The organism is Pseudomonas sp. LBUM1664 (assembly GCF_059695895.1).
Window position 1 is genome coordinate 1,622,869 of record NZ_CP166791.1, and the last position, 23,534, is coordinate 1,646,402.

Below are 23,534 nucleotides of genomic sequence, written 5' to 3' on the forward strand. Positions count from 1 at the left end.
AGTTCAGGAAAGAAAGCGCAGGGCGCGCATCTTACGCGATTGGCTGGGGGTTGGCCCGCATCTGGGCTTGGACCTGGGCGCAGCGCGGGCACAGGCAGGATGTGTCGCGCAGCTCGGCCGGCAATGCCTCAAGCACGGCCGGGTCGATACTTACGCTGAAACACCAGCACGCTCGGTCGACGGTCTTCGGATCGGCCAGGGTGCAGTCGTTGGCGTGGCCGCAGGCTGGGCAAAGGTCAGGTTTATTCATAGCTGGAGTGAGGCAATTCCACACAGATTCGGTTGCGTCCGGTCTGCCGGGCGCGTTGCAGGGCATGATCGGTCCGCGACAGTAGGTTGTGCAAGAGGTCTTCGTTCTGCAAGGTGGTGAGGCCGATGCTGACGGTCACCAGCAATTGTTTTCCACTGCAGTAATAGCGTTGCTTTTCGATGCGCTGACGAATTTTCTCAGCGATTTTCAGACCGGCGTGTCCATCGGTGTCCTTGAGCAGTACGACAAAGGCTTCGGCACTCCAGCGACACACAATGTCCGACTGCCGCAGGCTGTCAGTCAGATCGCGAGCGAACCCGGTCAGCAGTTGATCGCTGGCGATGTGACCATGGGTAGCCTCCAGCCGTTTGAAATCGTCGAGCTCCAGCAACAGCGCGGTCATGGGTTTGGGTTCTCGCTGGGCCTCGTGCAGGGCTTGCACCGCCAGCAGATCAAAACCACGGCGGTTGGGCAGTTCGGTCAGGCTGTCTAGAGTGGTCTGGGCGTCGATGCGGCGTTGGTAGCTGCTGATCATTTGGTACAGGAGCGCCAGCACGGCGAGCGTCACGAGCAGGCCGATCAGCAGGTTCAGGTACAACGCCTTGACGACGTTCTCGCGCATCGAAGTGCCCGCGGCGTAATAACCCAGCAACGAGGTCAGCAGGAACCCGGTACCCAGCAAAATCGCCAGCACTAATACCGGTGAACGTTGGGGATACAACGGTGAGCGAAGCGACATGGCGATTCCCTTGGCAGTGACCCAATGGAATCAGTTTAGTGGCCTTGTAGGAAAAGGTGCTCGGATTTGCAGGTTTGTATGACCCGTGGCGAGGGAGCAAGCTCCCCTCGCCACGCAACGCTCAGCTATTTCAAGCTCTGCAGATAAGCCCGCCATCCGCCCAAATGACTGATGTCCCGCGCCCCTTCCAAACCATACGACTCGCAGATGAATCCGCTTTCCCAACGACCATCGGCCAGTTGCACCTTACCCAGCCCGAGCGGTGCGGGGATGCCGGTCAGGAATGAGCCCAGCTCTCTGCTCGGCAGTTCCCAGACCTCGACCTCAACCGCCACGCCGCCTTCGCTGACCCGGAGCATGCCGGGGCGTAAGGGTGGGCCGCCGGCCAAGGCGTAGAGGCGGTAGTCGGGTGAACTGTGGGTGGCCTCGATCAAACGGGCACCGCGTTGCTGGAGTTGCCCATTCAGCGCCAACCCGTCCAGGTGCGCGCCGCACACCACCAGCCGCGCCCGGTCGTGGCGCGCCGGGTTGGCTGGCGTTGGCCGGGCCGGGTCCTGCTGACGCTGCAAGGCGTCGGCCAGGCTTAACAGGTATTGATCGGTGAAGGCCCGGCCGAACAGCGTCACGCCCCACGGCAAGCCGTTGGCCATGAACGCGCAGGGAACGGCGACGGCAGCGTAATCCAGCAGGTTCATGAAGTTGGTGTAGTAACCCAGTTCCGAATTGCGCAACACCGGTTCGGCGGCGAGCTCGGCGAGGGTCACCGGGCGGCCGATGGTTGGCGTGAGGACGCAATCGAGCGCTTCCATGGCGCGGTCGCATTGGGCTTTGAGCGCTTGCAAGCGGTATTGGGCACGGAAGGTTTGTACGCCATTCACGGTAGGCGCTTTCGCCAATACGGCGCGGATGACCGGCAGTACGGCGTCGGGCTCGCGTTCCATCAGTTCCCCGGCAACGCTGTAGCGCTCGGCTACCCAAGGTCCTTCATAAAGCAGGTGTGCGGCTTCCAGAAACGGCGACAGGTCCAGTTCCACGGCTTCGCCGCCTAGGCGTTCGAGTCGCTCGATGGCGTCTTGAAACAAGCGCGGGCCTTCGTTGCAGCCGAAAAACTCCAGGTCTTGCTGGCGAGGCACGCCGAAGCGAAAGCGGCGTGGCGCGCCGAACGCGGAGCCGTCGTTCCACTGCGGGTTGTTGCGGCTGTACTCATCGCGTGGGTCGAGACGGGCCGTCAGGGCCAACAACAGGCTGGCTTCGTGCGCGGTTGCGGTGAAGGTTGTGACGCAGTCCAGCGTGCGACAGGCTGGGACCACGCCTGCCGTGGAGATCAAGCCTTTGGTGGCTTTCAACCCCACCAGATTATTCAGCGCGGCAGGTACCCGACCCGACCCCGCGGTGTCGCTGCCCAAGGCAAAACTCGCCACGCCCAAGGCCACCGCCAGCGGTGAGCCGGCACTCGAACCGCCCGCCGGATAGTCGGGCAGTACGCTGTTGCGGCAGGCACCGTAGGGCGAGCGGGTGCCATTGAGCCCGGTGGCGAACTGGTCGAGGTTGGTCTTGCCGAGGGGAATCGCTCCCAAGGCCAATAGCTGCTCGACAATGGTGGCCGAACGTTGCGGCACGTAGGCAAATGCCGGGCAGGCCGCAGTGGTGGGAATGCCTGCCAGGTCGATGTTGTCCTTGATGGCGAAAGGCACGCCGTACAGCGGCAGGCTTTCCAGGTTGCGGCCTTCCAGTGCAGCCAGGTAGGGTTCCAGCTCATCAAGGGTCAAGAGGTGGATGAACAGGTGATAGTCCGGGTTCAGCGATGCGGCTTTTTCCCGAAGGTTCAACAGCAAAGTGCGAGGCGTCAGTTCGCCGCTGCGGTAGGCGTTGCGCAGGTCGTCCAAGCGTAAAGAGAAGTTCATGGCGTTAATCCTTTGATTGAGTTCAGTCACGTTCCAGCACCACGACGCGCTGTCCGGCGCGCACCGCCGAACCGGGTTGGACGCGAATCTGCCGGACCACCCCGGCCATGGGCGCGAGCACCGGGATTTCCATCTTCATCGACTCCAGAATCACCAACACCTCACCGGCGGCGACCCGTGCGCCAACCTCTACCTGAACCTGCCAGAGGTTGCCGGCAATGTGGCTGTCGACGCTCAGCTGATTCTCGCTCAGCATCGAATCTTCGCTTGGCGCGGGTGCCGGTTCTTCGCTGTCGAAGTGGGCCTGGCCACTGGTGATCCAGCGCTCGCGCTCGGCGTTGAAGGCGCCTTGTTGCTGCTGCCGGAACGCGGCGATGCTCGGCGCCTCCTGCGCCAGGAAGTGCTGGTAATCCGCGAGGTTGAGCTGGCTGTGTTCGATATTCAGCTCGAAGCGGCCCAACGGGAAGTCTCGCCGGATGCGCAGTAGCTCATCGGCACTGACCGGGTAGAAGCGGATCTGGTCGAAGAACCGCAGCAGCCAGGGCTTGCCGTCGAATGCAGCGACATCTCGATAGCGATTCCACATCTGCAACGTGCGCCCGACGAACTGATAACCACCCGGGCCTTCCATGCCGTACACGCACATATAGGCGCCGCCGATGCCCACTGAGTTTTCCGCGGTCCAGGTACGGGCTGGGTTGTATTTGGTGGTCACCAGCCGATGCCGTGGGTCCAATGGCGTGGCGACCGGCGCGCCGAGGTAGACGTCCCCAAGGCCCATCACCAGGTAGCTGGCGTCGAACACCGTGCGTTGCACTTCGTCGAGGTTGGGCAGGTCGTTGATGCGCCGGATGAACTCCAGATTGCTCGGGCACCAGGGAGCGTCCTTACGCACCGTGGTCATGTATTTTTCGATGGCGAGCTGGCAGGCCGGGTCGTCCCAGGACAGCGGCAAGTGCACGATGCGTGACGGCACTTGCAGATCTTGCGCGGCACACACCGCGTCCCATTCACCGGCGACGATGGCCAGTAGCTCGGCCAGCGGCATTTGCTCGGGTTGGTAATGCACTTGCAGCGAGCGAATGCCCGGGGTGAGGTCGATCACGCCGTGCAGTTGTTTGTGTTCCAGCGCCTGCATCAAGGCATGGGCGCGAAAGCGCAGCACCAGGTCCAGTTCGGGGGCGCCGATTTCCAGCAGCAGATGGGTGTCGCCGGATAGTCTTGCCACCAGGCGGGTATCGTCCTGACCGATATCCAACACCACAGGCGACCCGACCCCCTGTGGGAGCGAGCCTGCTCGCGATGAAGTTGACGCGGTGTCTGACCTGGCCCCATCGCGAGCAGGCTCGCTCCCACATGGATTCCATTTCAAGGCGAGAGATCGAGCGGTCGATACATCCACCGGCACAAACCGTACCTTGTCCCCGGCCTTGAGCTGCCCCAATTGCCAAAGATCCGCCTCGATCACCGTCACCGGGCAGACGAACCCGCCCAGGCTTGGGCCGTCGGGGCCGAGGATGACGGGCATGTCGCCGGTGAAGTCCACGGCGCCGATGGCGTAGGGGTTGTCATGGATGTTGGAAGGATGCAGCCCGGCCTCGCCGCCGTCGGCGCGCACCCACTCGGGTTTCGGCCCGATCAGCCGAACGCCGGTGCGGCTGGAATTGAAATGCACTTCCCATGACGTGTCGAAGAAGGTCTGGATGTAGCGCTCGGTGAAATACTCCGGCGCGCCATGAGGGCCGTAAATCACGCGGATCTGTCGCACGGGCGGCAGTTCCAGAACCGCCTCGCTCGTGTGCGGCAGCGCGGTGCGTTCATCCAGCGCAGCCAGGTGCAGCACATCGCCGGTGCACAACGCCCTCCCGCCATGACCGCCAAACTGGCCGAGGGTGAAAGTGCTTTTACTGCCCAGGTAATCCGGCACTTGCACGCCGCCCTGCAGGCACAAGTAACTGCGTGCCCCGGCGCCCGCGATGGTGCCGATCGCGAGGGTGGAGCCGGCAAAAATCGACAGCGGTGTGTTCATCGGTACGGCTTCGCCATCGAGGGTCAGCGCAATCACCGCGCCGGTCACGACCACTCGGGCAGCGCAGTTGAACCGCAGCAGTGGCCCGCTCATGGTGATTTCCAGCGCCGCCGCACCTTCTTCATTACCCAGCAGCCGATTGCCCAGGCGTAGTGAACGACTGTCCATCGGCCCCGACGGCGGCACACCCACCGCCCAATAACCGAGACGGCCGGGATAGTCCTGGATGCTGGTCTGGGTGCCGGGGCTGAGCACTTCAAAGGTGTTGGCGCGATAGACCAGCGCCTCCAGGCAACGGGTCCAGGGTTGGCCGTTGGCAAAGGGTGCGTCGAGGAGAATCTGTTGCAGGTACTCGCGGTTGGTTTCCACGCCGTACAGCAGGCTTTCATTCAACGCTTGATGCAAGCCGAGGCGTGCCTGCTCACGGGTCGGCGCCCAACGAATGACTTTGGCGATCATCGGGTCGAAGTACGGCGGGATCTGGCAACCGGCCTCGACCCAGGTGTCGATGCGCAGTTGTTTGCCGTCGGCCTGCGGGAATTGCACAGCGGTCAGCAGCCCCGGGCTTGGCTGGAAATCCCGGCCCGGATCTTCGGCATACAACCGCGCCTGGATTGCGTGCCCCCAGGCTTTTAAACCCTGGCTCAACTCGCTCAATGGCGGCAGATCCCCGGCGGCCAATTGCACCATCCAGCGCACCAGGTCCACGCCCCACACTTGCTCGGTGACGCCGTGCTCCACTTGCAGGCGAGTGTTCACTTCCAGAAAGTAAAAGCGCCCGGCGTCGCTGTCGAAGACGAATTCCACGGTGCCGGCACTGCGGTAGTTCACCGCCTGGGCCAGTTGGATCGCCGCCGCGCAGAGCGCGTCGGCCATGCCTTCGGGCAGGTTTGGCGCCGGGGTTTCTTCGAGGACTTTCTGGTTGCGCCGCTGCACCGAGCAGTCGCGCACGCCCAGCGCGATCACCTGGCCCTGGCCGTCGCCAAATACCTGAACTTCAAGATGCCGCGCGCGTTCGATGTACTTCTCGATGAACACCCCGGCGTCGCTGAAGTTGTTCTGGCCCAGGCGCTTGACCGCTTCGAAGGACTCACTCAACTCGGCGGCACTGCGACACACGCGCATGCCGATGCCGCCGCCGCCGGCGGTACTTTTGAGCATCACCGGATAACCGACCTGTGTCCCGGCCAGCAGCGCGGCGTCGAGGCTGTCGAGCAGTTCGGTGCCCTCGAGCAGTGGCACGCCGTGCCGGCGAGCCAGATCGCGAGCCGTGTGCTTGAGGCCGAACACGCGCAGTTGCTGTGGTGTCGGGCCGATGAAGGCGATATCAGCGGCCTCGCAGGCTTCGGCAAAGGCAGCGTTTTCCGAGAGAAAACCGTAGCCGGGATGGATCGCCGTCGCGCCGCTGCTTTTGGCGATAGCCAGGAGCTTGTCCACCGCCAGATAAGTACCGGCCGCCGCGCCTTCGCCCAGGCAGTGGGCTTCATCGGCCTGCAGAATATGCAGGCTGGCGGCATCGGCTTGGGAGTAGACCGCCACGCCTTCGACCTTCAGCTCGCGCAGGGTCCGCAGGATGCGGCAGGCGATGGCGCCACGGTTAGCGATCAGGATTTTTTCGAACATGGCATAACCCCCTCAGGCATGAATGTCAGCCTGAACTGGGATGCGGGCCGTCCCGCAGTTTTCGATGGCTACCGGGGTCGTCCCCGGTGGCGAAACCTCCAAACACCTCATTCTCCCTGTGGGTGTTCATAAAAAACTGTGCTTATTTAATGCACTGCCCCGACCGGCTCTGGCACAACGCAAATAGCCAGCGCCGCAGGCGGGTGAGTTTCAGTTCCATATCAGCAGCTCCGCGGGCGTGGGGTTGTAGGCGTTGCACGGGTTGTTCAGTTGCGGGCAGTTGGAGATCAAGACGATCACGTCCATCTCGGCCCGCAGATCGACGTATTTGCCCGGCGCCGAGATGCCGTCTTCGAAGGTCAGGCCACCGTCGGCGGTGACCGGCACGTTCATGAAGAAATTGATGTTCGGCCCGATGTCGCCTTTGCCCAGTCGCCCGTCGTGGGCGCAGGCCCGCAAGTAGTTGTCGCGGCAGCTGTGCATGTAGCGTTTTTCCAGGGCGTAGCGCACGGTGTTGCTTTCCTGGGCGCAGGCGCCGCCGAGGGTGTCGTGCCGTCCGCAAGTGTCTTCAACGATGGTCAACATCGGGTGGCCGAGGTTGGAATACAGCACGCTGCCGGTGCTCAGATAGACGCTGTTCTGCCGGCGCAGGGTGCGCTGCACGTCATAGCGTTCCTTGGGATTGGCCAGGCTGTAGAACAGCGTATCGACCGCCTGGTTGCCTTCCAAGTCGAGGATGCGCAGGGTCTGGCCAGCCTTGACCTCCATCAGCCACGGTTCCCCGGCGGGAATGGTGGCGCGGTAGATGGCGGTGTCAGGCTGCTTTTGTGCAGTGGCGATGGCGAGTGACATGGCAGCGATCCTCAGGCGAACAGGCGGTCGGTGTTGATGAAACCGCGCTGGTTTTCCGGGCGCGAATGGCGGCAGTGCTCGGCGACGCTGGGGTCGGCGTTCATCCAACTGAGCTTGAGCGGTTGCGGGGCGTACTGTGGGTTCGGGTCCATCGGATGTTGCAGCGCGGTCAGCACCACCAAGGTGTCCATCGGCGCGTACAGCTCGATGTAATCGCCGGCCTTGGAATGGCCTTCGACGAAGTGAAAGCCTCCAGCCTCATCGACATTGACTCGGCTGAACAGGTTGAGGGTCATCAGCAGATCGGACAGGCCCAACCCCCATTTGCCCAGCTCCACCAACAGGTTGTCGGTGCCGTTGCGAAAGAAGCCGTTGCGCAGCTCCTGGTAGCGGCCCTGACCGTATTTTTCGGCGACCTCATCGGCGCAGAGCACGCCGCCAAGGCTGTCGCTCCAGCCGCAGGTGTCGGCGGTGATCGCCGCCAGTACCCGACCCATGTCCGAGTACAGGCAATGCCCGGCGGTGAGTTTGGCGGTGTGTTGGCATTTGAGGCTGTCGGGCAGGTTCAGGCGTTCGGTTTTCTCGTTGGCATTGAGCAGCGTGAGGCTGACGTTGGCTCCGCCGCGCAGGTCGGTCAGGCGCAGCAGTTGGCCGCGCTTGAGCACGAAGGAACGGTGACCACCACCGGGAAGCAGTTCTTCGGCAAAGGGGGGAAACAATGGGGTCGAATCGGTCATCGGGAAACTCCTTTCAAGCAATACGCAACGTGCCGGCCAGTGCGGCGGGCAGGGCGTCGACAGCGGCACGGGCGGTGCGGCGGTCGCTGTTCAGTGGAATGTCGTAGGTGATGCGCGCGCCATAGGCGCCAGGGGCGTGGGGGTCGACACGGACCTTGTCGAACACCAGCAGGCGCGTGCCGAGGCTGAAACCTTCGGACAGGTCATGGGTGACCATGAACACCGTCAGCCGGGTTTCGCGCCACAGCTCCAGCAACAGGGTGTGCATGTCTTTGCGGATGCCCGGGTCGAGTGCGCCGAAGGGTTCGTCCAGCAGCAGGACGCGGGGCGTCATGATCAACGCCTGGGCGATGGCCAGCCGCTGCTGCATGCCGCCGGACAATTGCGCCGGGTATTTGTCCAGTGCATGGCCGAGGCCGACCTTGACCAGCAGTTGCGTCGCCTGTTCACGGGCCTGGCGTTTGGCGCTGCCGAACAGCCGTCCCAGCAGCGGCGATCGCGGCAGTTCCAGGCCCAGGGCAACGTTGTCTAGCACGGTCAGGTGTGGGAACACCGAATAACGCTGGAACACCACGCCCCGACTGGCATCCGGCTCGCCGGCCAACGGCTGGCCGTCCAGGAGAATCTGTCCGCGACTGGCGCGCTCCTGGCCCAGCAGCAGCCGAAGGAAGGTCGACTTGCCGCAACCCGACGCCCCTACCAACGTGCAGAATTCACCCTCGGCGACGCTCAGGTTCAAACGTTCGAGCACCACCTGATCGCCATACTGTTGCCAGACGTTGTTCACGGTAATGAAACTCATGCCTTCGCCCCTTCATACCAAGGGAACGCTTGCTGGGTCAGGCGCTTGAGGCCCCAGTCCATCAGCCAGGCGAGCAGGGTGATCCACACCACGTAGGGCAAAATCACGTCCATCGCCAAGTAACGACGCACCAGGAAAATCCGATAGCCCAGCCCATCGGTGGACGCGATGGCTTCGGCGGCGATCAGAAACAGCCAGGCCGAACCCAGCATCAGCCGCAGGGAAATCAGCAGCCGCGGCAGCAATTGTGGCAGCACCACCCGCAGCATCAGGGTCCAGGTCGAAGCGCCGAGGGTCTGGGCCTTGATCAGCAATTCGAGCGGAATTTCCCGGGCGCGGTGTTCCAGGTCGCGGGCCAGGCACGGTGTGATGCCAATGACGATCAGCATCACTTTCGACAATTCCCCCAGGCCGAAGACAATGAACAGGATCGGCAGGATGGCCAGCGGCGGCACCATCGACACCACGGTGAGCAAGGGCGATAACGGCGCACCGAACAGCGGCAACGTGCCGGCGGCAATACCCAGGCACAGCCCGGCCAGGGCGCTGATGCCCAAGCCGATTGCCAGCCGCCGCAGGCTCGACGCGGTGTCTTGCCAGAGCAGGTAATCGCCGCTGCGCGCGTCAGCGGTGAAGGCCAGGCGTTTGACCGCATCGGCCATTTGCACGGCGCTGGGCAGTAGCTTGTCGTTGGGGTTGTCCGTCAACCGTTCGGCCGAGCCCATGAAGTAGGCGAACAACACCAGCGCGAAGGGCAGGATCACCAGCAACAGGCGACTGGGACGATCCGGGTAGCGGTTGATCAGGCGCATGCCAGCTCCTCCGGTTTACAGCTTGGCGTCGGCGGCCTGCTGTACGTAGGTCGGGTCAAAGCGCAGCTTGAGGTTGGCTTTGTTGCCGCTGGTCACGCCATTGGCGAACGCCATGCCGACCGCGTCGGTGTCCTTGGCGCCTTCGCCCAGCAAACCATGGCGGAACGAGAACTCGGCTACCTTGCGCATGGTGGCGGGCAGTTGCTCGCTGGTGGCGAAGTCGAGGGCTTGCTTGGGCGTGGCGAACAGCTTGGTGGTGTCCAGTTGTGACTGGAAGCCCGCGAGGTCAGTGCCCGAGGCTTTGGCCATGTGCTCCAGTGCTGCCTTGCTGGCTGCGTTTTTCGCATTCATCAGCGCTACCACTTCAAACCAGGCGCCGGTCAGCGCTTTGCCCAGGGCCGGGTTGTCCTGAAGGGTTTGGGTGTTGACCACCATCATGTCCATGATCTCGCCGGGGATCTGGCTGGAGTTGAACACTTCGCTCACGCCGGGCTGGGCCTTGATGTCCGAGAGCATCGGGTTCCAGGTGGTGACGGCCTTGACCTGATCGGTGTTGAAGGCCGCGGAGATATCGGCGTCGGAGGTGTTGACGACTTTCAGGTCTTTCTCGCTGAGGCCAACCGAGTCCAGGGCGCGGGCCAGCAGGTAATGGGAGACCGACAGCTCCACCAGGTTGACGTCCATGCCCTTGAGGTCGGCAACTTTCTTGCCTTGGCCCTTGAGGACGATGCCGTCGTTGCCATTGGAAAAGTCGCTGACGATCAGCGCGGTGCTGTCCACGCCACCGGCGGCGGGAATGGTCAGGGCGTCCATGTTAGTCATGGTGCAGCCATCGAACTGACCGGCGGTGTACTGGTTGATGGATTCGACGTAATCGTTGAGCTGCACGACATCGATCTGGATGCCGTACTTTTTCGCCCATTTATCGACGATGCCTTGGCTGCCGGCGTATTCCCAGGGCATCCAGCCGGCGTAAATGGTCCAGCAGACACTGAAATGGTCTTTTTGCGCGGCGGGGGACGAGAGGCTGACGAAGGCCGAAAAGGCAGCGACGAGCAGGGTGGACAGACGAAGCTTGAGCATGGGTGGTTCTCCAGTTGATCAAGGGCGGACAGGAGCAACGCGGCACCGCGAACGGTGGCTTGTCTCCCGGGCTTTTGTCCCGCCGTGTAACCTCAACTGGAGGTCGCCAACTCTCGGACCAGTCACTCGCCAGAGGCGAGCCGGAACCCTAGTCAGCCATTGCAAATTGTGGTGCCGCGAACCTGTGATGACTCCTGCACAAGGTTTGTTAAAGCGAGAGCCGTGCCAAGTGCGCCAAAGGCCCGGGCCAGAGAGGACGGCTGTTGGAAAGTGCTCTGCGAGCGCTGGTTTGTGCGTAGTTGTGGTGCCATCGCGCACCGGTATAGAGCAAGAGTTACATGTTTCCAGTTGTTGCCAGGTCGCACCAGATTCCGATTTCGCTGTCAGATTAATTGTCAGTCACCCAATAGATGACTGCCGCCTGTCAGCGTCGCTGATGTGGCTCATTCGCGGTCCAGGAGGCCGCCATGTATCGACGACTGCTCCTCATTGCGTTTCTCGGTTTGACTCTTTCGGCATGCGTGCCTTATTACGACGGAGGCCCAAGCTACTACCGTTCCGAGGTCTACACCTCACCGGCGCCGGTCTATTACGGCGGCGGGAGTTACTACTCGGCCCCGCGGTATTATCAACCGGCGCCGCGCTATTATTCGCCGCCGCGCTATTACCAACCGGGCCCACGCTATTACGCGCCACCGCGAGCAGCGTACCGGCCTTATCCAAACCGGGGCGGTTGGGATGACGACCGTGGTGGCCGTGGCGGACGTGATCATCGGGGACGTGGGGATCGTGATGATCGGGGACGCGGCGATCGTGATGGACGGGGCAACCACCGCTGATCCATCGGCAAACAAAAAGCGGCGCATTGAGCGCCGCTTTTTTTGTGCCTGTCATAAAACCCTCTGGGAGCGAGCTTGCTCCCACCATTCAGATCGCCAAGTGCTTCTTACTCATTGGACAAGTCCGCCAACGGATGCCGACCTTCCCACGCCTTGTGAAAATGCGCCTCGACCGCCGCTTCGGGCACATTGTTGATGTCCGGCCAGTGCCAGCGGGGCTTGTGGTCTTTGTCGATCAGCCGCGCCCGCACGCCTTCGCTGAATTCAGGATGGCGGCAGCAGTTGAGGCTCAAGGTGTACTCCATCCGGAACACGCCGGCCAATGACAAGTGCCGGGCACGGGCGATCTGCTCCCAGACCAGGTGAGCGGTCAGTGGCGAGCCTTCGGTCATGGTCTTGGCCGCTCGGGCGATCAGCGGGTCTGGGTGGTCCACCAGCAGACTGAGGGCTTTCCAGGCGCAGCGCACATCGCTGACATCCAGCCATTCATCGATTTTCTGCCGACGGGGTAGCCACTGGGCTTCGGGTAACTGGGCGACCGCTTCCTGCTGCAAAGCCTTGAGCAAGCTGTTGAGCTGCATCTCGGTTTGTTCCTGCCAGTTGAGTTGCAGCAGGCCTTCGATCAGGTCGTCCTGTTGTTCGTCCAGCAGGAAGCGGTCGGCCAGGCCCAGGTCGATGGCGTCCCGGGCGTTCATTTGGGCGCCGGTCAGGCCGAGAAACAGGCCAAGCTTGCCCGGCAGGCGCGACAGAAACCAACTGGCGCCGACATCCGGGTACAGGCCGATGCTGATTTCCGGCATCGCCAAGCGGCTGCTCGGCGTGACGATCCGAGTACTTGCGCCTTGCAGCAGCCCCATGCCGCCGCCCAGGACATAGCCGTGGCCCCAGCACACCAAGGGTTTGGGGTACGTGTGCAGGTTGAAGTCCAACCGGTATTCCGCCGCGAAGAATTGCGCAGCCAGGGTCGGCACCTCACCGGGTTGGGCACGGCAAGCCTCCACCAGGCTGCGCACTTCACCGCCGGCGCAGAATGCCTTGGCGCCATTGCCGCGCAACAACACACAAACGATTTGCGGCTCTCTGGCCCAGGCATCGAGACGATCACGCAGAGCGTTGATCATCGGCAAGGAAAGGGCGTTCAGGGATTTTTCGGCATCCAGGGTGGCGACGCCAATGCGCGCGCCTGTGGTGCCTGTGAGTTCTTCGAAGTGCAGATTCATCGTGACCTCGATCAGAAATTTGAATGTTCAGTATGACCGCTGCGTAGGAAAGTGCCGGTTCTGCGTCAGATCAATTGACAAGCCATGTAGGCTTTCCTAGGGTGCGCCCATTGTTTTTACCGGGTGCAACCATGACTGCTGACGACCGTATCAAACTCGAACCGAGCTGGAAGCAGGCACTGCGTGCCGAGTTCGACCAGCCTTACATGGCAGAGTTGCGTGAATTCCTGCGTCAGGAATACGCAGCCGGCAAGGAGATTTATCCACCGGCATCGTTAATTTTCAATGCCCTCAATTCCACGCCGCTGGACAAGGTCAAGGTGGTGATCCTCGGCCAGGACCCGTATCACGGCCCGGGCCAGGCCCACGGTTTGTGTTTCTCGGTACAGCCGGGCGTGCCGGCGCCGCCGTCCTTGGTGAATATTTTCAAGGAATTGAAGCGTGATTTGAACATCGACATCCCCAACCACGGCTATCTGCAAAGCTGGGCCGACCAGGGCGTGTTGCTGCTCAACACCACCATGACCGTTGAACGCGCCAACGCTAACGCCCATGCGGGCAAGGGCTGGCAGCACTTCACCGACCGAATCATCGAAGTGGTCAGTGAACATCAGCCGCACCTGGTATTCCTGCTGTGGGGCGCCCATGCCCAAGGCAAGCAGAAGCTGATCGACGCCACCAAGCATCTGGTGCTGACCTCGGTCCACCCGTCGCCGCTGTCGGCCTATCGTGGTTTTTTGGGTTGCGGGCATTTCAGTCGCACCAACAAGTTTCTCGAACAACAGGGCGAGGCGCCGATCGATTGGCGGTTGCCGCCGGTTTAATGCGCTCACCGGGCTGGCCTCATCGCGAGCAGGCTCGCTCCCACATTGGCCTTAGGGTGGCGGCGGGACTCATGTACGCCGAAACTCCTGTGGGAGCGAGCCTGCTCGCGATGAAGGCAACTCGGTCTATAAACCCGACTCCGGCTTGCGAATCCAATACCTGAACAACGGCTCCGCCAGAAACAGCACAAACAACAGCCGCATCACTTGCAGCGCCGTCACCAGTGGCACCGACAATTGCAAGGTCTCGGCCGTCAGGCTCATCTCCGCAATGCCACCGGGCATCATGCCCAGGGTCAGCGAGCGCAAATCCAGATGGGTCAGGGTGCTCAGGCCCAGGGCCGCGAGGGTGGCGATCAGCATGGTCAACAAGGTGCCGATCAGGGTACGCCCCATGAATGACGGCGCCCGACGGAAGAATTGCCGATTGAAATGGCAGCCCAATCCGCTGCCGATCAACCACTGGCCGATCTGACTGCCGCCATTGGGCAGGCCGATGTGCAGGTCCCAACCAATGCTCACCGCCGCGCTCACCAGCAACGGCCCGAACAACCACGGGTTGGGTTGGCGCAAGCGTTCCCAGGCCCAGGCGAGCAGGGCGCCCGCCGGGAACAGGATCGCCAGCCACCGCCAGTCCACCGTGGTGGCGTGTTGCACCAGTGCACCTTCGCCCAGCAGGTATTTGAAAGCGGCCGGCACGCACAGCACCACCACCAGTACCCGCAGGCTCTGGCCCGCAGCGACGCGGCTGAGGTCCGCGCCGTTGCGGGCACCGAGGTTGACCATTTCACCGGAGCCGCCCGGCATGCTGGAGAAGAAAGCGGTGGCGCGGTCTTCGCCGGTGCGGCGCATCAGCCACACACTCACCACGCTGGACGCGCTGGTGATCAGCGCGCCGAAAAAGATCAGGCCGAAATGGCTCAAGACCTGCTCCATCACCACCGGGGTGAAGTGCAGGCCGATGCCGATGCCCACCACCCATTGGCCGCATTTACGGCCTCCGGGGATTTCCATCAGTTGCCACGGCGTCAGGCAGCGCACCAGGATGATCGCCAGCAGCGAGCCAACCATCCAGGGCAAAGGCCAGCCGATCAGGCTGGCCAGATAACCGCCGGCCAGACCGACCAGCGGTGTTCCCCACCAATGTCTGAATGTTGCCTCAGACATTGGCCACGGCACGACGTTGAGCCGAGCGGCGACGCCAGATCCGCAGCAGTGGCATGAACAGCATGATCGCCGTCAGCACCCAGCAACCGAAAGTGATCGGGCTCGACCAGAGGATTTCCAGCGCACCGTTGGAGATCGACAGCGCACGACGCAGGTTCTGCTCCATCAGGCCACCGAGGATGAAGCCCAGCAGGACCGGCGACAGTGGGAAGTCCAGTTTGCGCAGGATGTAACCGAAGATGCCGATGCCGATCATCAGGAACAGGTCGAACGTGGTGGCGTGCACCGCGTAGACACCGATCCCGGTGATGATCGCGATGACCGGTACCAGTGCCCAGTTCGGTACGGCCAGGATGCGAGTGAAGATGCGGATCATCGGGATGTTGAGGATCACCAGCATGATATTGGCGACGAACAGCGACGCGATCAGGCCCCAGACGATGTCTGGCTGTTGCTGGAACAGCAGGGGACCGGGGGTGATGTTGTACAGCGACAGCGCGCCGATCATCACCGCCGTGGTGCCGGAGCCTGGAACGCCGAGGGTCAGCATCGGCACCAGCGCACCGCAGGCTGCACCGCCGATGGCGGTTTCCGGGGCGGCTAGGCCGCGCTTGTCACCCTGGCCGAACGTGCCACTGGCACCGGCGATACGCTTTTCAGTCATGTAGGCCACGGCACTGGCCAGGGTCGCACCGGCACCCGGCAATACGCCCATGATGAAACCGAGCACGCCGCAACGCAGGTTCACGGTGAAGACCGACGCCGCTTCCTTGAAGTTGAACATCATCCGCCCGGTGGCTTTCACCGCCTCCTGGCCGCGATGGGTTTTTTCCAGCAGCAACAGAATTTCGCTGATGGAAAACAGGCCCAGCACCAAAACGACGAACTGGATGCCGTCGGTCAAGTGGATGTTGTCACCGGTAAAACGGTACACGCCGCTGTTGGCATCGATCCCGACGCTGGACAAGAACAGCCCGATCAGCGCCGCAATGAACGTCTTGAGCGGTCGGTCGCCGGCCATGCCGCCGAGGCAGACGATGGCGAATACCATCAGTACGAAATATTCCGCCGGGCCGAAGGCAATCGCCCATTTGGCCAGCAACGGGGCAAACAGCACCATGCCACACGTGGCGATGAACGCGCCGATGAACGAACTCCACGCCGACAGCGACAACGCTACGCCGGCCAGGCCCTGACGGGCCATCGGGTAACCATCGAGGGTGGTCATTACGGTGGAGGCTTCACCCGGGATGTTGAGCAGGATCGAGCTGATCCGTCCGCCGTATTCGCAACCCAGGTACACCGCCGCCAGCAGGATCAGTGCTGATTCCGGCGGCAGGCCCAAGGCAAAGGCAATCGGGATCAGCAGCGCCACGCCGTTGATCGGCCCCAGGCCCGGCAACAGGCCGACCACGGTGCCGATCAAGGTGCCGCTCAGTGCGGTGACGAGGTTGTAAGGCGTCAGTGCAACGCCAAAACCCTGGCCGAGATAATTCAGGGTATCCATATCAATTCTCCAGAACGTTGAGCAGGCCCAGGGGCAGCGGCACGTCCATGACCTTGTCGAACAACAGATAAAGACCGATGGCCATCAGGCTGATGATCACCGCGCTCGGCACCCAGCGGCCGCCATACAGGCGCGCCATCGGCACGCCGATCAGAATGCTGGAGAGGATGAAGCCCAGGGGTTCGAAGGTCCCGGCGAATATCAGCAGCAGCACGACGCAGATGCCGATTTTCTGCAGGGTTTCACGGTCCAGTTGCGGATCCTCGTCGCTGTGCACGATGGGGGTGGGGCGAAACACCATGTACAGCAGCGCCAGGCCCATCAGCCCGAGCATCAGCAAGGGAAAGGCGCGCGGACCGACCGGTTCGTAGGAAAAGGCTGCCTGATACGGCCAGGCCATCAGCGCGAGGCCGACGCAGGCCAGCAGCAGCACCGAAGCAAAAATACGTTGGATGAGCATGACTAACTCCTGGGCGGCGCTGGGGTGATGCCAGCGCCGCCGCGAGAACAGAGACGGTTACTGGATCAGGCCGAACTCTTTGGCCAGCACCTTGTAATCGGCCACTTGCTTCTTCACATAGGTGTCCAGTTCCGGGCCCGTCATGGCGAACGGGAACAGCTCGCGCTGGTCACGCAGCTTGGCGAACTCTTCGGAAGCCAGCAGCTTGTCGAAGGCGTCTTTCCACCAGGCATAGTCTTCGTCGCTGACCTTTGGCCCGAGGTAGAAGCCGCGAACCACCGGCCAGACGATGTCGTAGCCTTGTTCCTTGGCGGTCGGAATGTCTTTCATTTCCGGCTCGTCGAGACGCTTCTCGGCAAACACGGCCAGCAGGCGCATGTCGCCACTCTGGATGTGCGGCATGGAGTCGGAGATGTCGGTACTGCCGACCTGAATGTGGCCGCCGAGTAGCGCGGTGGCGATTTCGCCGCCGCCTTCCAGGGCCACGTAGCGCAGGTCGCGAGGGTTGATCCCGGCGGCCTTGGCGATGAGCGCGGTTTGCATCCAGTCCTGGCTGCCGACGGTGCCGCCGGAACCGATCACCACCGAACCTGGATCTTTCTTCAGGGCTTGTACCAGATCGTCGAGGGTCTTGTAGGGCGAATCGCTTTTCACGGCGATGGCGCCATAACTGGTGCCAACGGCGGCCAGCCAGCGCACGGCGCTTTCATCGAAACGCCCGAACTTGCCCTGGGCCAGGTTCAACAGCGAACCGCTGGACCAGGCCACCAGCGTGCCGCCGTCGGCCGGGCGCTGAGCGACCACGGCGTTGTAGGCCACCGCGCCAACCCCGCCCGGCATATAGGTGACGCGCATCGGTTTGGTCAGCAGCTTTTGGTTGACCAGCGCGCTTTGCGCCAGTTTGCACGTCAGGTCGAAGCCGCCACCAGGAGAGGCCGGGGCGATGCATTCGGGGCGCTTCGGTTCGGCGAGCAACTGCCCGGCGAACATCAGGCATCCGGCGGCCAGGGCTACTTTACGCAGTGTTAGGTTCATTATTGTCTCCACAGGAGTTGTTGTTGTGTGTGGTGCAAATTGGGCGTTGCCGCAACCTTCCGGGTCCGGCAACGAATCGATTACCAGAGCTTGACGCTATAGCTGACCAGCAGGCGCATTTCATCCGCGTCGCGAGCCGAGTAGTTGGAACGGTAGGTTGCGTTGCGCAGGCGTACGGTGACGTCTTTGAGTGTGCCGCTCTGCACCACGTACTTGATCTCGCTGTTGCGTTCCCATTCCTTGCCGGTGTCGCCGTTGCGCAACGAAATGTTGTCGCCGCTTACGTAGCGGCTCATGAAGCTCAGCCCCGGGACTCCCAGCTTGCCGAAGTCGTAGTCGTAGCGGGCCTGCCAGGAGCGTTCGTCGGCCTCGGCAAAGTCATTGATCTGGACGAAGTTCACCAGGTATGGGTCGCTGCCATCGACATAGGGGAAAGCGCTGTCGCCGGACATGCGTTGATAACCGGCGCTGAGCTTGTGGCCGCTCAACGCGTAGCTCACCAGGCCATTGAGGGCCTTGTTGTCGATCTTGCCGCCACGGGCCGCGCCCTGGTCGTCACTGATGGCCAGGCGCAGGTCGGTGCCGAGCGTACCGGGACCGAAGGCGTGGGAAGAGACCAGGCCGAGGAAGTGCTGGTTGTAGACCTCGCTGAGTTGGGCGAAGTGATAACGAGCGGTGATCTTGTCGGTGAACTTGTAGTCCGCGCCGCCGAAACTGAAATGCTCACCGGCCACGCTGCCGGCGAAACGGCTGTTCTTGTTATTGAGGGCGATGTCCTCGTAATTGGTGTCGTCGCGGTCCTTGGCTTTGTCCAGGCGGCCGCCGGTAAAGGTCAGGTTCTTGATCTCGTTGGAGGTCAGCAGGCCGCCTTCGAAGGTCTGCGGCAGGATGCGTCCGTCGTTGGGCTTGAGGGTCGGCAGCTCCGGGATCAGGCTGCCGATTTTAAGTTCGGTGGCGGAGATCTTCACCTTGCCCGTCAGGCCGAGCTTGGAATATTCGTCGGCGGCGCGGCCGTCATCGTGGGTCGGCAACAGGCCGGTGCCGGTGCGGTCCGGGCTGGAGTCGAGCTTGACCCCGAGCATTCCCAATGCATCGATGCCAAAACCTACGGTGCCTTCGGTGTAACCCGATTGCAGGTTGAGCAGGAACCCCTGGGCCCATTCGTCACGCTTGGATTGCTGCGCGCTGGTGCCGTCGCGAAAGTCGCGATTGAAATACATGTTGCGGGTTTCAAAGGTTGCCGTACTGTCTTCGAAGAAAGCAGCCTGGCTCATCGGCGAAAAGCCGGCGAGGGCGGCGGCACTGGCCAGGGCGGTCTGGTTGAAGCGGGAAAGGCGAGCAGGCGCTGTGGCCTGGGGCTGCATGGACAGCATGGGGGTACTCCGCTTTATTGTTCTTATTTGGCGAAAACGCTTCGAGGCGTTTTTCGTTCGCGATGTGCGTCGCGCCGGGCAGTCGAAACTGTCCGTGGGAGGACTCTAACGGTCGAACCTTTCGCTAACCTTTCAAAAGCTTTCAGGATGTTTTTTGGCTTCACAGCGGCGGATGCGGCTGTAAACTCCGCGCCAAAGAATGGCGCCGACCATCCCTGAATCGAGGAAAATTCCATGCGTGTTCTGCTCGTCGAAGACCATCTGCAGCTCGCCGAAAGTGTCGCCCAGGCGCTCAAGAGCACCGGTTTGACCGTGGATGTGCTGCACGATGGGGTGGCGGCCGACCTGGCGTTGAGCAGCGAGGAATACGCCGTGGCGATCCTTGATGTGGGGCTGCCACGCATGGACGGCTTCGAGGTGCTGGCGCGTCTGCGGGCCCGGGGCAAGACCCTGCCGGTGCTGATGCTGACCGCCCGCAGCGACGTCAAGGACCGTGTTCATGGCTTGAACCTGGGCGCCGACGATTACCTGGCCAAGCCGTTCGAACTCACTGAGCTTGAAGCCCGGGTCAAGGCGCTGTTGCGCCGTAGCGTGCTGGGCGGCGAGCGTCAGCAGCGCTGTGGTGGGCTGATCTATGACCTGGACACCCGCCGCTTCACGCTCGACGACGAATTGCTGACCCTGACGTCACGTGAGCAAGCCGTGCTGGAAGCCCTGATCGCCCGGCCGGGGCGGGTGATGAGCAAGGAACAACTGGCGGCCCAGGTGTTCGGCCTCGACGAAGAGGCCAGCCCCGATGCGATCGAAATCTACGTCCACCGCCTGCGTAAGAAACTCGACGGCCATGCCGTGGTGATCGTAACGTTCCGGGGCCTGGGCTACCTGCTGGAAACCCGCGATGCATAAGCCCGACAGCCTGCGCTGGCGGCTGCTCTGGAACCTGGCACTGTTGCTGGTGGTGCTGATGCTTGCCAGTGGCCTGAGCGCCTACTGGAACGGGCGCGAGGCGGCGGATACTGCTTACGACAGGACGCTGCTGGCCTCGGCCCGGACCATCGCCGCCGGCCTTTCGCAGCGCGACGGCAGCCTCAGCGCGGATGTGCCTTACGTGGCCCTGGACACTTTCGCCTACGACAGCGCCGGGCGTATTTATTACCAGGTCAATGACATCAATCAGAAGCTGATTTCCGGCTACGAAAACCTTCCCGGCCCGCCGCCCGGCACGCCGCGCACGGACGATTACCCGGCCCTGGCACGCTTTTACAACGCCAGTTATCAGGGCCAGAACGTGCGGGTGGTGAGTCTGCTCAAGGCGGTGAGTGAGCCGAACATGAATGGCATGGCGGAAATCCGCGTGGCCGAAACCCAAGAGGCGCGGGTCCGCATGGCCCGTAGCTTGATGGCCGACACATTGTTGCGCCTGGGCATGCTGGCGGTGGGCGCGCTGTTGTTGGTGTGGTTCGCGGTCAGTGCCGCGTTGCGTCCGCTGGAGCGCTTGCGCACAGCGGTCGAGGAGCGCCAGTCGGACGATCTGCGGCCGTTGCCGTTGGTGGAAGTGCAGCACGAATTATGGCCGCTGGTTCGGGCCCTCAACCACTTCACCGAGCGGCTGCGCGGGCAGTTCGAGCGCCAGGCGCAATTCATCGCTGACGCCGCCCATGAACTGCGCACGCCCCTGGCGGCACTCAAGGCGCGCCTTGAATTGGGCTTGCGCGCCAGTGAGCCGGCAACCTGGCGTGAAACCCTGGAAACCGCGGCCCAGGGGACCGACCGGCTGACCCACCTGGCCAACCAGTTGCTGTCCCTGGCACGTGTCGAAAACGGCGCCCGGGCGATCGCCGAGGGCGGCGCGCAATTGCTTGATCTCAGCCAGTTGGCCCGTGAATTGGGCATGGCCATGGCCCCGCTGGCCCATGCCCGAGGCGTGGCATTGGCCCTGGAAGCCGACGAGCCGGTATGGCTGCGGGGCGAGCCGACCTTGTTGAACGAGCTGTTGAGCAATCTGGTGGATAATGCCCTGGCCCATACGCCGCCGGGCGGTAATGTCATCCTGCGGGTCACCGCACCGGCGGTGCTGGAGGTCGAGGACGACGGGCCAGGCATTCCGCTACATGAACGGGAACGAGTGTTCGAGCGCTTCTATCGACGCAACCAGCAAGTGGCCGGTTCGGGCCTGGGGTTGGCGATCGTCGGTGAAATCTGCCGCGCCCACCTGGCGCAGATCACTCTGCATGATGGGCAAGAAGGCGGGTTGAAGGTGCGGGTGAGTTTTATCGCAGGATAAAAAGTGGGCAATGCAGAACCCTGTTTGCTCCGGGGATATGGTGACCCCTGTGGCGAGGGAGCAAGCTCCCTCGCCACAGAAGCGCTTTGTGACTTCAAGTCTTTCTAATAAAACATCGACCGCGCGTTTTCGATATCCGCGCACCGGGCCTTGTTGTCCGGGTCGATGCCCAGCTTTTTGAAGGCCGGAACCCCGAACACATCAATTTCGCTGAGGGGGTGGTCGGTGTCCTTGTAGCAATACAACGCAGCGATCTGCACCAGGTCGACGTAATCGATGTGCTTCGAATCCCGGGTGAAATCCAGATACAACCCCGGCAGCTTCACCAGCCTCTCCGGAAACTCCCAGACGCTGAGCAATTTGTCTCCCAGCATCGGGTGAATCGTTTCGATGACATGGTTGAGGCTGACCGGATCCGACAGCAGTTCGTTGTTGTCTTGCGCATAAGTCAGGATCGGCAGCACGCCGATCTGGTGCACCAGCCCCCCCAACGCGGCCTGGTCGGGTTTGAGTTGGGTATAACCACGACACAGTGCATAGCTGACGCCGGCGATCTCCAGGCTTTTGAGCCAGACCTCGCGCATCTTGTGTTCCACCACCTCGGAGCGGGCATGGAAAATCTGTTCCATGACCAGGCCGATGGCCAAGTTGCTGCTGTAGTTGACTCCTAGCCGCGTGATGGCTGTGTGCAGGTCAGTGACCTCCTGGGTGGCGCGCAGCAGTGGGCTGTTGACCACTTTTATCAGGCGCGCCGAGAGCGCAGTATCGCGGCCGATCACTTTGCTCAGGTTGCTGACACTGATTTCCGGGTCTTCGGCGGCCTTGCGAATCTGCAGGGCCACTTCCGGTAATGTTGGCAGAACCAGGTCATCGTTATCGATGGCCTTCACCAAATCCCGTTGGACCTTATCCGCCAAATCGCTCATTTCGACTCTCTAGGGTGTTGCGACAAATGCTGCGATCAACGCTGGATTTCGCGGTCGCGGTCCAGTTCGTAAGGCAGGTCGAGCAATTGCAGATCCGGGCCTTCCAGCGCGCCGAGGTGCAGATTGCCATCCTCTGCTGCTTCGGCCTGCAATACCGCCAGCAGTTCAATGTTTCGCTCGGCACGAGCGGCCATCACCACTTCGCCGATGGAACTGCCGTGGGTGGGGGAGAACAGTGCAGTGCCGGGCTGCGGCAATTCACTGGCGTCCAGTTTCAAGCGATACAGGCGCCGCTTGAGTTTGCCCAGGTACTGCATGCGAGCGACGATTTCCTGGCCGGTGTAGCAACCTTTCTTGAAGCTTACACCGCCGACGGCTTGCAGGTTGAGCATCTGCGGGATGAACAGCTCGCGGGTGGCCGGCATGACCTGGCCGATCCCAGCTCGGATCTGGCCCAGCAGCCACTGATTCAGGTCCACTTCGGTCACTTCTGCGCGCAGTCGGGATTTCAGTGTGTCCACCTGTGCGGCGGGGGCCCACAGCTCGGCGCGGCCAGGTGAGACGCGGATGGCGATCAAGGCTTCATGGCGAACCACGCTATCGGTATCGGCGGGTAGCTCGAGGCCCAGGCCGGCGAGGGCCGTCTCGGCGTGTTCCAGGCCGAAGCGAACCCAGGCTGCGCTTTCATCGGTGAGCTTGGATTTGGAGAACACGGCATATTTTTTCAGGTCTGCCAGTTGCGGCTCGAGCAATTGAGTGGCCATTGCCATCAATACACCGTCGCCTTCGAGCAGGATGCGAAAACTCGATTGCATCCGGCCTTTCTGGGTGCACCGGGCGCCGAGGCTGGCCCGGCTGTCGCTTAGGTAATTGAGGTTGCAGGTCAATTGGCCTTGCAGGAATTTGCCGGCATCCACGCCGCGGACCGCGAGAACGCCTTCGTGGGACAGGGTGCAGAAAAAAGCGGAATCAGCCATGGGTCATCGCAGGGTAAAAAGTCTGGTGGACATCATAAGGGGGCGCCCTTGAAATGGGTAGTTCACAAAGGAACGGTAGTGGCCGACCAAA

At 62.3% G+C, this 23,534-nt stretch carries 20 protein-coding genes, 1 pseudogene and 1 riboswitch; of the genes and pseudogenes, 4 read left to right on the plus strand and 17 right to left on the minus strand.

Translation table 11 applies throughout. The features are described from left to right. Positions 1–31 precede the first annotated feature (31 nt). The 9 genes and pseudogenes from ACA047_RS07700 to ACA047_RS07740 all read right to left on the minus strand — a co-directional run bounded on the left by ACA047_RS07700 (position 32) and on the right by ACA047_RS07740 (position 10,831). Positions 32–250 carry a cysteine-rich CWC family protein gene (locus ACA047_RS07700; RefSeq protein WP_497358101.1) on the minus strand — a complete coding sequence of 73 codons (219 nt, stop codon included), beginning with the start codon at positions 248–250 and terminating at the stop codon, positions 32–34. Next, positions 243–854 (minus strand): annotated as a pseudogene (locus ACA047_RS07705) (GGDEF domain-containing protein); the annotation flags it as partial. The gene ACA047_RS07700 and the pseudogene ACA047_RS07705, both read right to left, overlap by 8 nt. A gap of 260 nt (positions 855–1,114) precedes the next feature. After that, the gene (atzF, locus tag ACA047_RS07710; RefSeq protein WP_497358103.1) at positions 1,115–2,893 is read right to left on the minus strand and encodes an allophanate hydrolase; all 1,779 of its coding nucleotides are present in this window, start codon (positions 2,891–2,893) and stop codon (positions 1,115–1,117) included. A gap of 22 nt (positions 2,894–2,915) precedes the next feature. Next, on the minus strand, positions 2,916–6,545 hold the full coding sequence (gene uca / locus ACA047_RS07715) for an urea carboxylase (RefSeq protein ID WP_497358105.1): 3,630 nt from the start codon (positions 6,543–6,545) through the stop codon (positions 2,916–2,918). 210 nt (positions 6,546–6,755) lie between these two features. Beyond that, a complete protein-coding gene (locus ACA047_RS07720; protein WP_497358107.1) occupies positions 6,756–7,397 on the minus strand; it encodes an urea amidolyase associated protein UAAP2 in 642 nt (213 codons plus the stop codon). 11 nt (positions 7,398–7,408) lie between these two features. Beyond that, positions 7,409–8,134: an urea amidolyase associated protein UAAP1 gene (locus ACA047_RS07725; protein WP_497358109.1), complete on the minus strand. Its 726-nt coding sequence runs from the start codon at positions 8,132–8,134 to the stop codon at positions 7,409–7,411. A 13-nt stretch (positions 8,135–8,147) separates the two neighbouring features. Continuing rightward, the gene (locus ACA047_RS07730) at positions 8,148–8,936 is read right to left on the minus strand and encodes an ABC transporter ATP-binding protein (protein ID WP_497358111.1); all 789 of its coding nucleotides are present in this window, start codon (positions 8,934–8,936) and stop codon (positions 8,148–8,150) included. Continuing rightward, on the minus strand, positions 8,933–9,748 hold the full coding sequence (locus ACA047_RS07735) for an ABC transporter permease (protein ID WP_497358113.1): 816 nt from the start codon (positions 9,746–9,748) through the stop codon (positions 8,933–8,935). The genes ACA047_RS07730 and ACA047_RS07735 overlap by 4 nt, the downstream gene beginning before the upstream one ends. A 15-nt stretch (positions 9,749–9,763) precedes the next feature. Beyond that, on the minus strand, positions 9,764–10,831 hold the full coding sequence (locus ACA047_RS07740; RefSeq protein ID WP_497358114.1) for a putative urea ABC transporter substrate-binding protein: 1,068 nt from the start codon (positions 10,829–10,831) through the stop codon (positions 9,764–9,766). 61 nt (positions 10,832–10,892) lie between these two features. After that, positions 10,893–10,994: riboswitch (guanidine-I (ykkC/yxkD leader) on the minus strand. A 304-nt stretch (positions 10,995–11,298) separates the two neighbouring features. On the opposite strand from ACA047_RS07740, the gene ACA047_RS07745 reads away from it, so the two are divergent. Beyond that, positions 11,299–11,670: a hypothetical protein gene (locus tag ACA047_RS07745; RefSeq protein WP_497358115.1), complete on the plus strand. Its 372-nt coding sequence runs from the start codon at positions 11,299–11,301 to the stop codon at positions 11,668–11,670. A 107-nt stretch (positions 11,671–11,777) separates the two neighbouring features. Here the strand turns inward: ACA047_RS07745 and dspII are convergent, their stop codons facing one another. After that, positions 11,778–12,890: an enoyl-CoA hydratase/isomerase DspII gene (gene dspII / locus ACA047_RS07750; RefSeq protein ID WP_497358117.1), complete on the minus strand. Its 1,113-nt coding sequence runs from the start codon at positions 12,888–12,890 to the stop codon at positions 11,778–11,780. Between the two features lie 131 nt (positions 12,891–13,021). Here dspII and ung point away from each other — a divergent pair, with 131 nt between their 5' ends. Beyond that, on the plus strand, positions 13,022–13,714 hold the full coding sequence (ung, locus tag ACA047_RS07755; protein WP_497358118.1) for a uracil-DNA glycosylase: 693 nt from the start codon (positions 13,022–13,024) through the stop codon (positions 13,712–13,714). Positions 13,715–13,840: 126 nt separating this feature from the next. Here ung and ACA047_RS07760 read toward each other — a convergent pair whose 3' ends face one another. From ACA047_RS07760 to ACA047_RS07780, 5 genes are all read right to left on the minus strand, one after another. Then, positions 13,841–14,881: an AbrB family transcriptional regulator gene (locus ACA047_RS07760; RefSeq protein WP_497358119.1), complete on the minus strand. Its 1,041-nt coding sequence runs from the start codon at positions 14,879–14,881 to the stop codon at positions 13,841–13,843. Then, positions 14,874–16,388: a tripartite tricarboxylate transporter permease gene (locus ACA047_RS07765; protein WP_497358121.1), complete on the minus strand. Its 1,515-nt coding sequence runs from the start codon at positions 16,386–16,388 to the stop codon at positions 14,874–14,876. Before ACA047_RS07765 ends, ACA047_RS07760 begins: the two co-directional genes overlap by 8 nt. Position 16,389: 1 nt before the next feature. Continuing rightward, a complete protein-coding gene (locus ACA047_RS07770) occupies positions 16,390–16,848 on the minus strand; it encodes a tripartite tricarboxylate transporter TctB family protein (protein WP_497358122.1) in 459 nt (152 codons plus the stop codon). A 57-nt stretch (positions 16,849–16,905) separates the two neighbouring features. Continuing rightward, on the minus strand, positions 16,906–17,883 hold the full coding sequence (locus ACA047_RS07775) for a Bug family tripartite tricarboxylate transporter substrate binding protein (RefSeq protein ID WP_497358123.1): 978 nt from the start codon (positions 17,881–17,883) through the stop codon (positions 16,906–16,908). A gap of 80 nt (positions 17,884–17,963) precedes the next feature. Next, positions 17,964–19,256: an OprD family porin gene (locus ACA047_RS07780; RefSeq protein WP_497358124.1), complete on the minus strand. Its 1,293-nt coding sequence runs from the start codon at positions 19,254–19,256 to the stop codon at positions 17,964–17,966. Positions 19,257–19,490: 234 nt separating this feature from the next. Here ACA047_RS07780 and ACA047_RS07785 point away from each other — a divergent pair, with 234 nt between their 5' ends. Both ACA047_RS07785 and ACA047_RS07790 read left to right on the plus strand, forming a co-directional pair. Continuing rightward, a complete protein-coding gene (locus tag ACA047_RS07785; protein WP_497358125.1) occupies positions 19,491–20,162 on the plus strand; it encodes a response regulator in 672 nt (223 codons plus the stop codon). Next, positions 20,155–21,540 carry a sensor histidine kinase gene (locus tag ACA047_RS07790; RefSeq protein WP_497358127.1) on the plus strand — a complete coding sequence of 462 codons (1,386 nt, stop codon included), beginning with the start codon at positions 20,155–20,157 and terminating at the stop codon, positions 21,538–21,540. The genes ACA047_RS07785 and ACA047_RS07790 overlap by 8 nt, the downstream gene beginning before the upstream one ends. Positions 21,541–21,644: 104 nt before the next feature. Here ACA047_RS07790 and ACA047_RS07795 read toward each other — a convergent pair whose 3' ends face one another. After that, positions 21,645–22,466: an HDOD domain-containing protein gene (locus ACA047_RS07795; protein ID WP_497358128.1), complete on the minus strand. Its 822-nt coding sequence runs from the start codon at positions 22,464–22,466 to the stop codon at positions 21,645–21,647. 35 nt (positions 22,467–22,501) lie between these two features. After that, positions 22,502–23,443: a CAF17-like 4Fe-4S cluster assembly/insertion protein YgfZ gene (gene ygfZ, locus ACA047_RS07800; RefSeq protein ID WP_497358129.1), complete on the minus strand. Its 942-nt coding sequence runs from the start codon at positions 23,441–23,443 to the stop codon at positions 22,502–22,504. Positions 23,444–23,534 lie beyond the last annotated feature (91 nt).

Bases quoted from the DNA above. Each gene is read 5' to 3' on its own strand.
- ygfZ (WP_497358129.1), bottom strand. From the start codon at position 23,443: ATGGCTGATTCCGCTTTTTTCTGCACCCTGTCCCACGAAGGCGTTCTC.
- ACA047_RS07795 (WP_497358128.1), bottom strand. From the start codon at position 22,466: ATGAGCGATTTGGCGGATAAGGTCCAACGGGATTTGGTGAAGGCCATC.
- ACA047_RS07780 (WP_497358124.1), bottom strand. From the start codon at position 19,256: ATGCTGTCCATGCAGCCCCAGGCCACAGCGCCTGCTCGCCTTTCCCGC.
- ACA047_RS07720 (WP_497358107.1), bottom strand. From the start codon at position 7,397: ATGTCACTCGCCATCGCCACTGCACAAAAGCAGCCTGACACCGCCATC.
- ACA047_RS07790 (WP_497358127.1), top strand. From the start codon at position 20,155: ATGCATAAGCCCGACAGCCTGCGCTGGCGGCTGCTCTGGAACCTGGCA.
- atzF (WP_497358103.1), bottom strand. From the start codon at position 2,893: ATGAACTTCTCTTTACGCTTGGACGACCTGCGCAACGCCTACCGCAGC.
- dspII (WP_497358117.1), bottom strand. From the start codon at position 12,890: ATGAATCTGCACTTCGAAGAACTCACAGGCACCACAGGCGCGCGCATT.
- ACA047_RS07735 (WP_497358113.1), bottom strand. From the start codon at position 9,748: ATGCGCCTGATCAACCGCTACCCGGATCGTCCCAGTCGCCTGTTGCTG.
- ACA047_RS07725 (WP_497358109.1), bottom strand. From the start codon at position 8,134: ATGACCGATTCGACCCCATTGTTTCCCCCCTTTGCCGAAGAACTGCTT.
- ACA047_RS07775 (WP_497358123.1), bottom strand. From the start codon at position 17,883: ATGAACCTAACACTGCGTAAAGTAGCCCTGGCCGCCGGATGCCTGATG.
- ACA047_RS07770 (WP_497358122.1), bottom strand. From the start codon at position 16,848: ATGCTCATCCAACGTATTTTTGCTTCGGTGCTGCTGCTGGCCTGCGTC.
- ACA047_RS07740 (WP_497358114.1), bottom strand. From the start codon at position 10,831: ATGCTCAAGCTTCGTCTGTCCACCCTGCTCGTCGCTGCCTTTTCGGCC.
- ACA047_RS07700 (WP_497358101.1), bottom strand. From the start codon at position 250: ATGAATAAACCTGACCTTTGCCCAGCCTGCGGCCACGCCAACGACTGC.
- ACA047_RS07745 (WP_497358115.1), top strand. From the start codon at position 11,299: ATGTATCGACGACTGCTCCTCATTGCGTTTCTCGGTTTGACTCTTTCG.
- ACA047_RS07765 (WP_497358121.1), bottom strand. From the start codon at position 16,388: ATGGATACCCTGAATTATCTCGGCCAGGGTTTTGGCGTTGCACTGACG.
- ACA047_RS07730 (WP_497358111.1), bottom strand. From the start codon at position 8,936: ATGAGTTTCATTACCGTGAACAACGTCTGGCAACAGTATGGCGATCAG.
- ACA047_RS07785 (WP_497358125.1), top strand. From the start codon at position 19,491: ATGCGTGTTCTGCTCGTCGAAGACCATCTGCAGCTCGCCGAAAGTGTC.
- ung (WP_497358118.1), top strand. From the start codon at position 13,022: ATGACTGCTGACGACCGTATCAAACTCGAACCGAGCTGGAAGCAGGCA.
- uca (WP_497358105.1), bottom strand. From the start codon at position 6,545: ATGTTCGAAAAAATCCTGATCGCTAACCGTGGCGCCATCGCCTGCCGC.
- ACA047_RS07760 (WP_497358119.1), bottom strand. From the start codon at position 14,881: ATGTCTGAGGCAACATTCAGACATTGGTGGGGAACACCGCTGGTCGGT.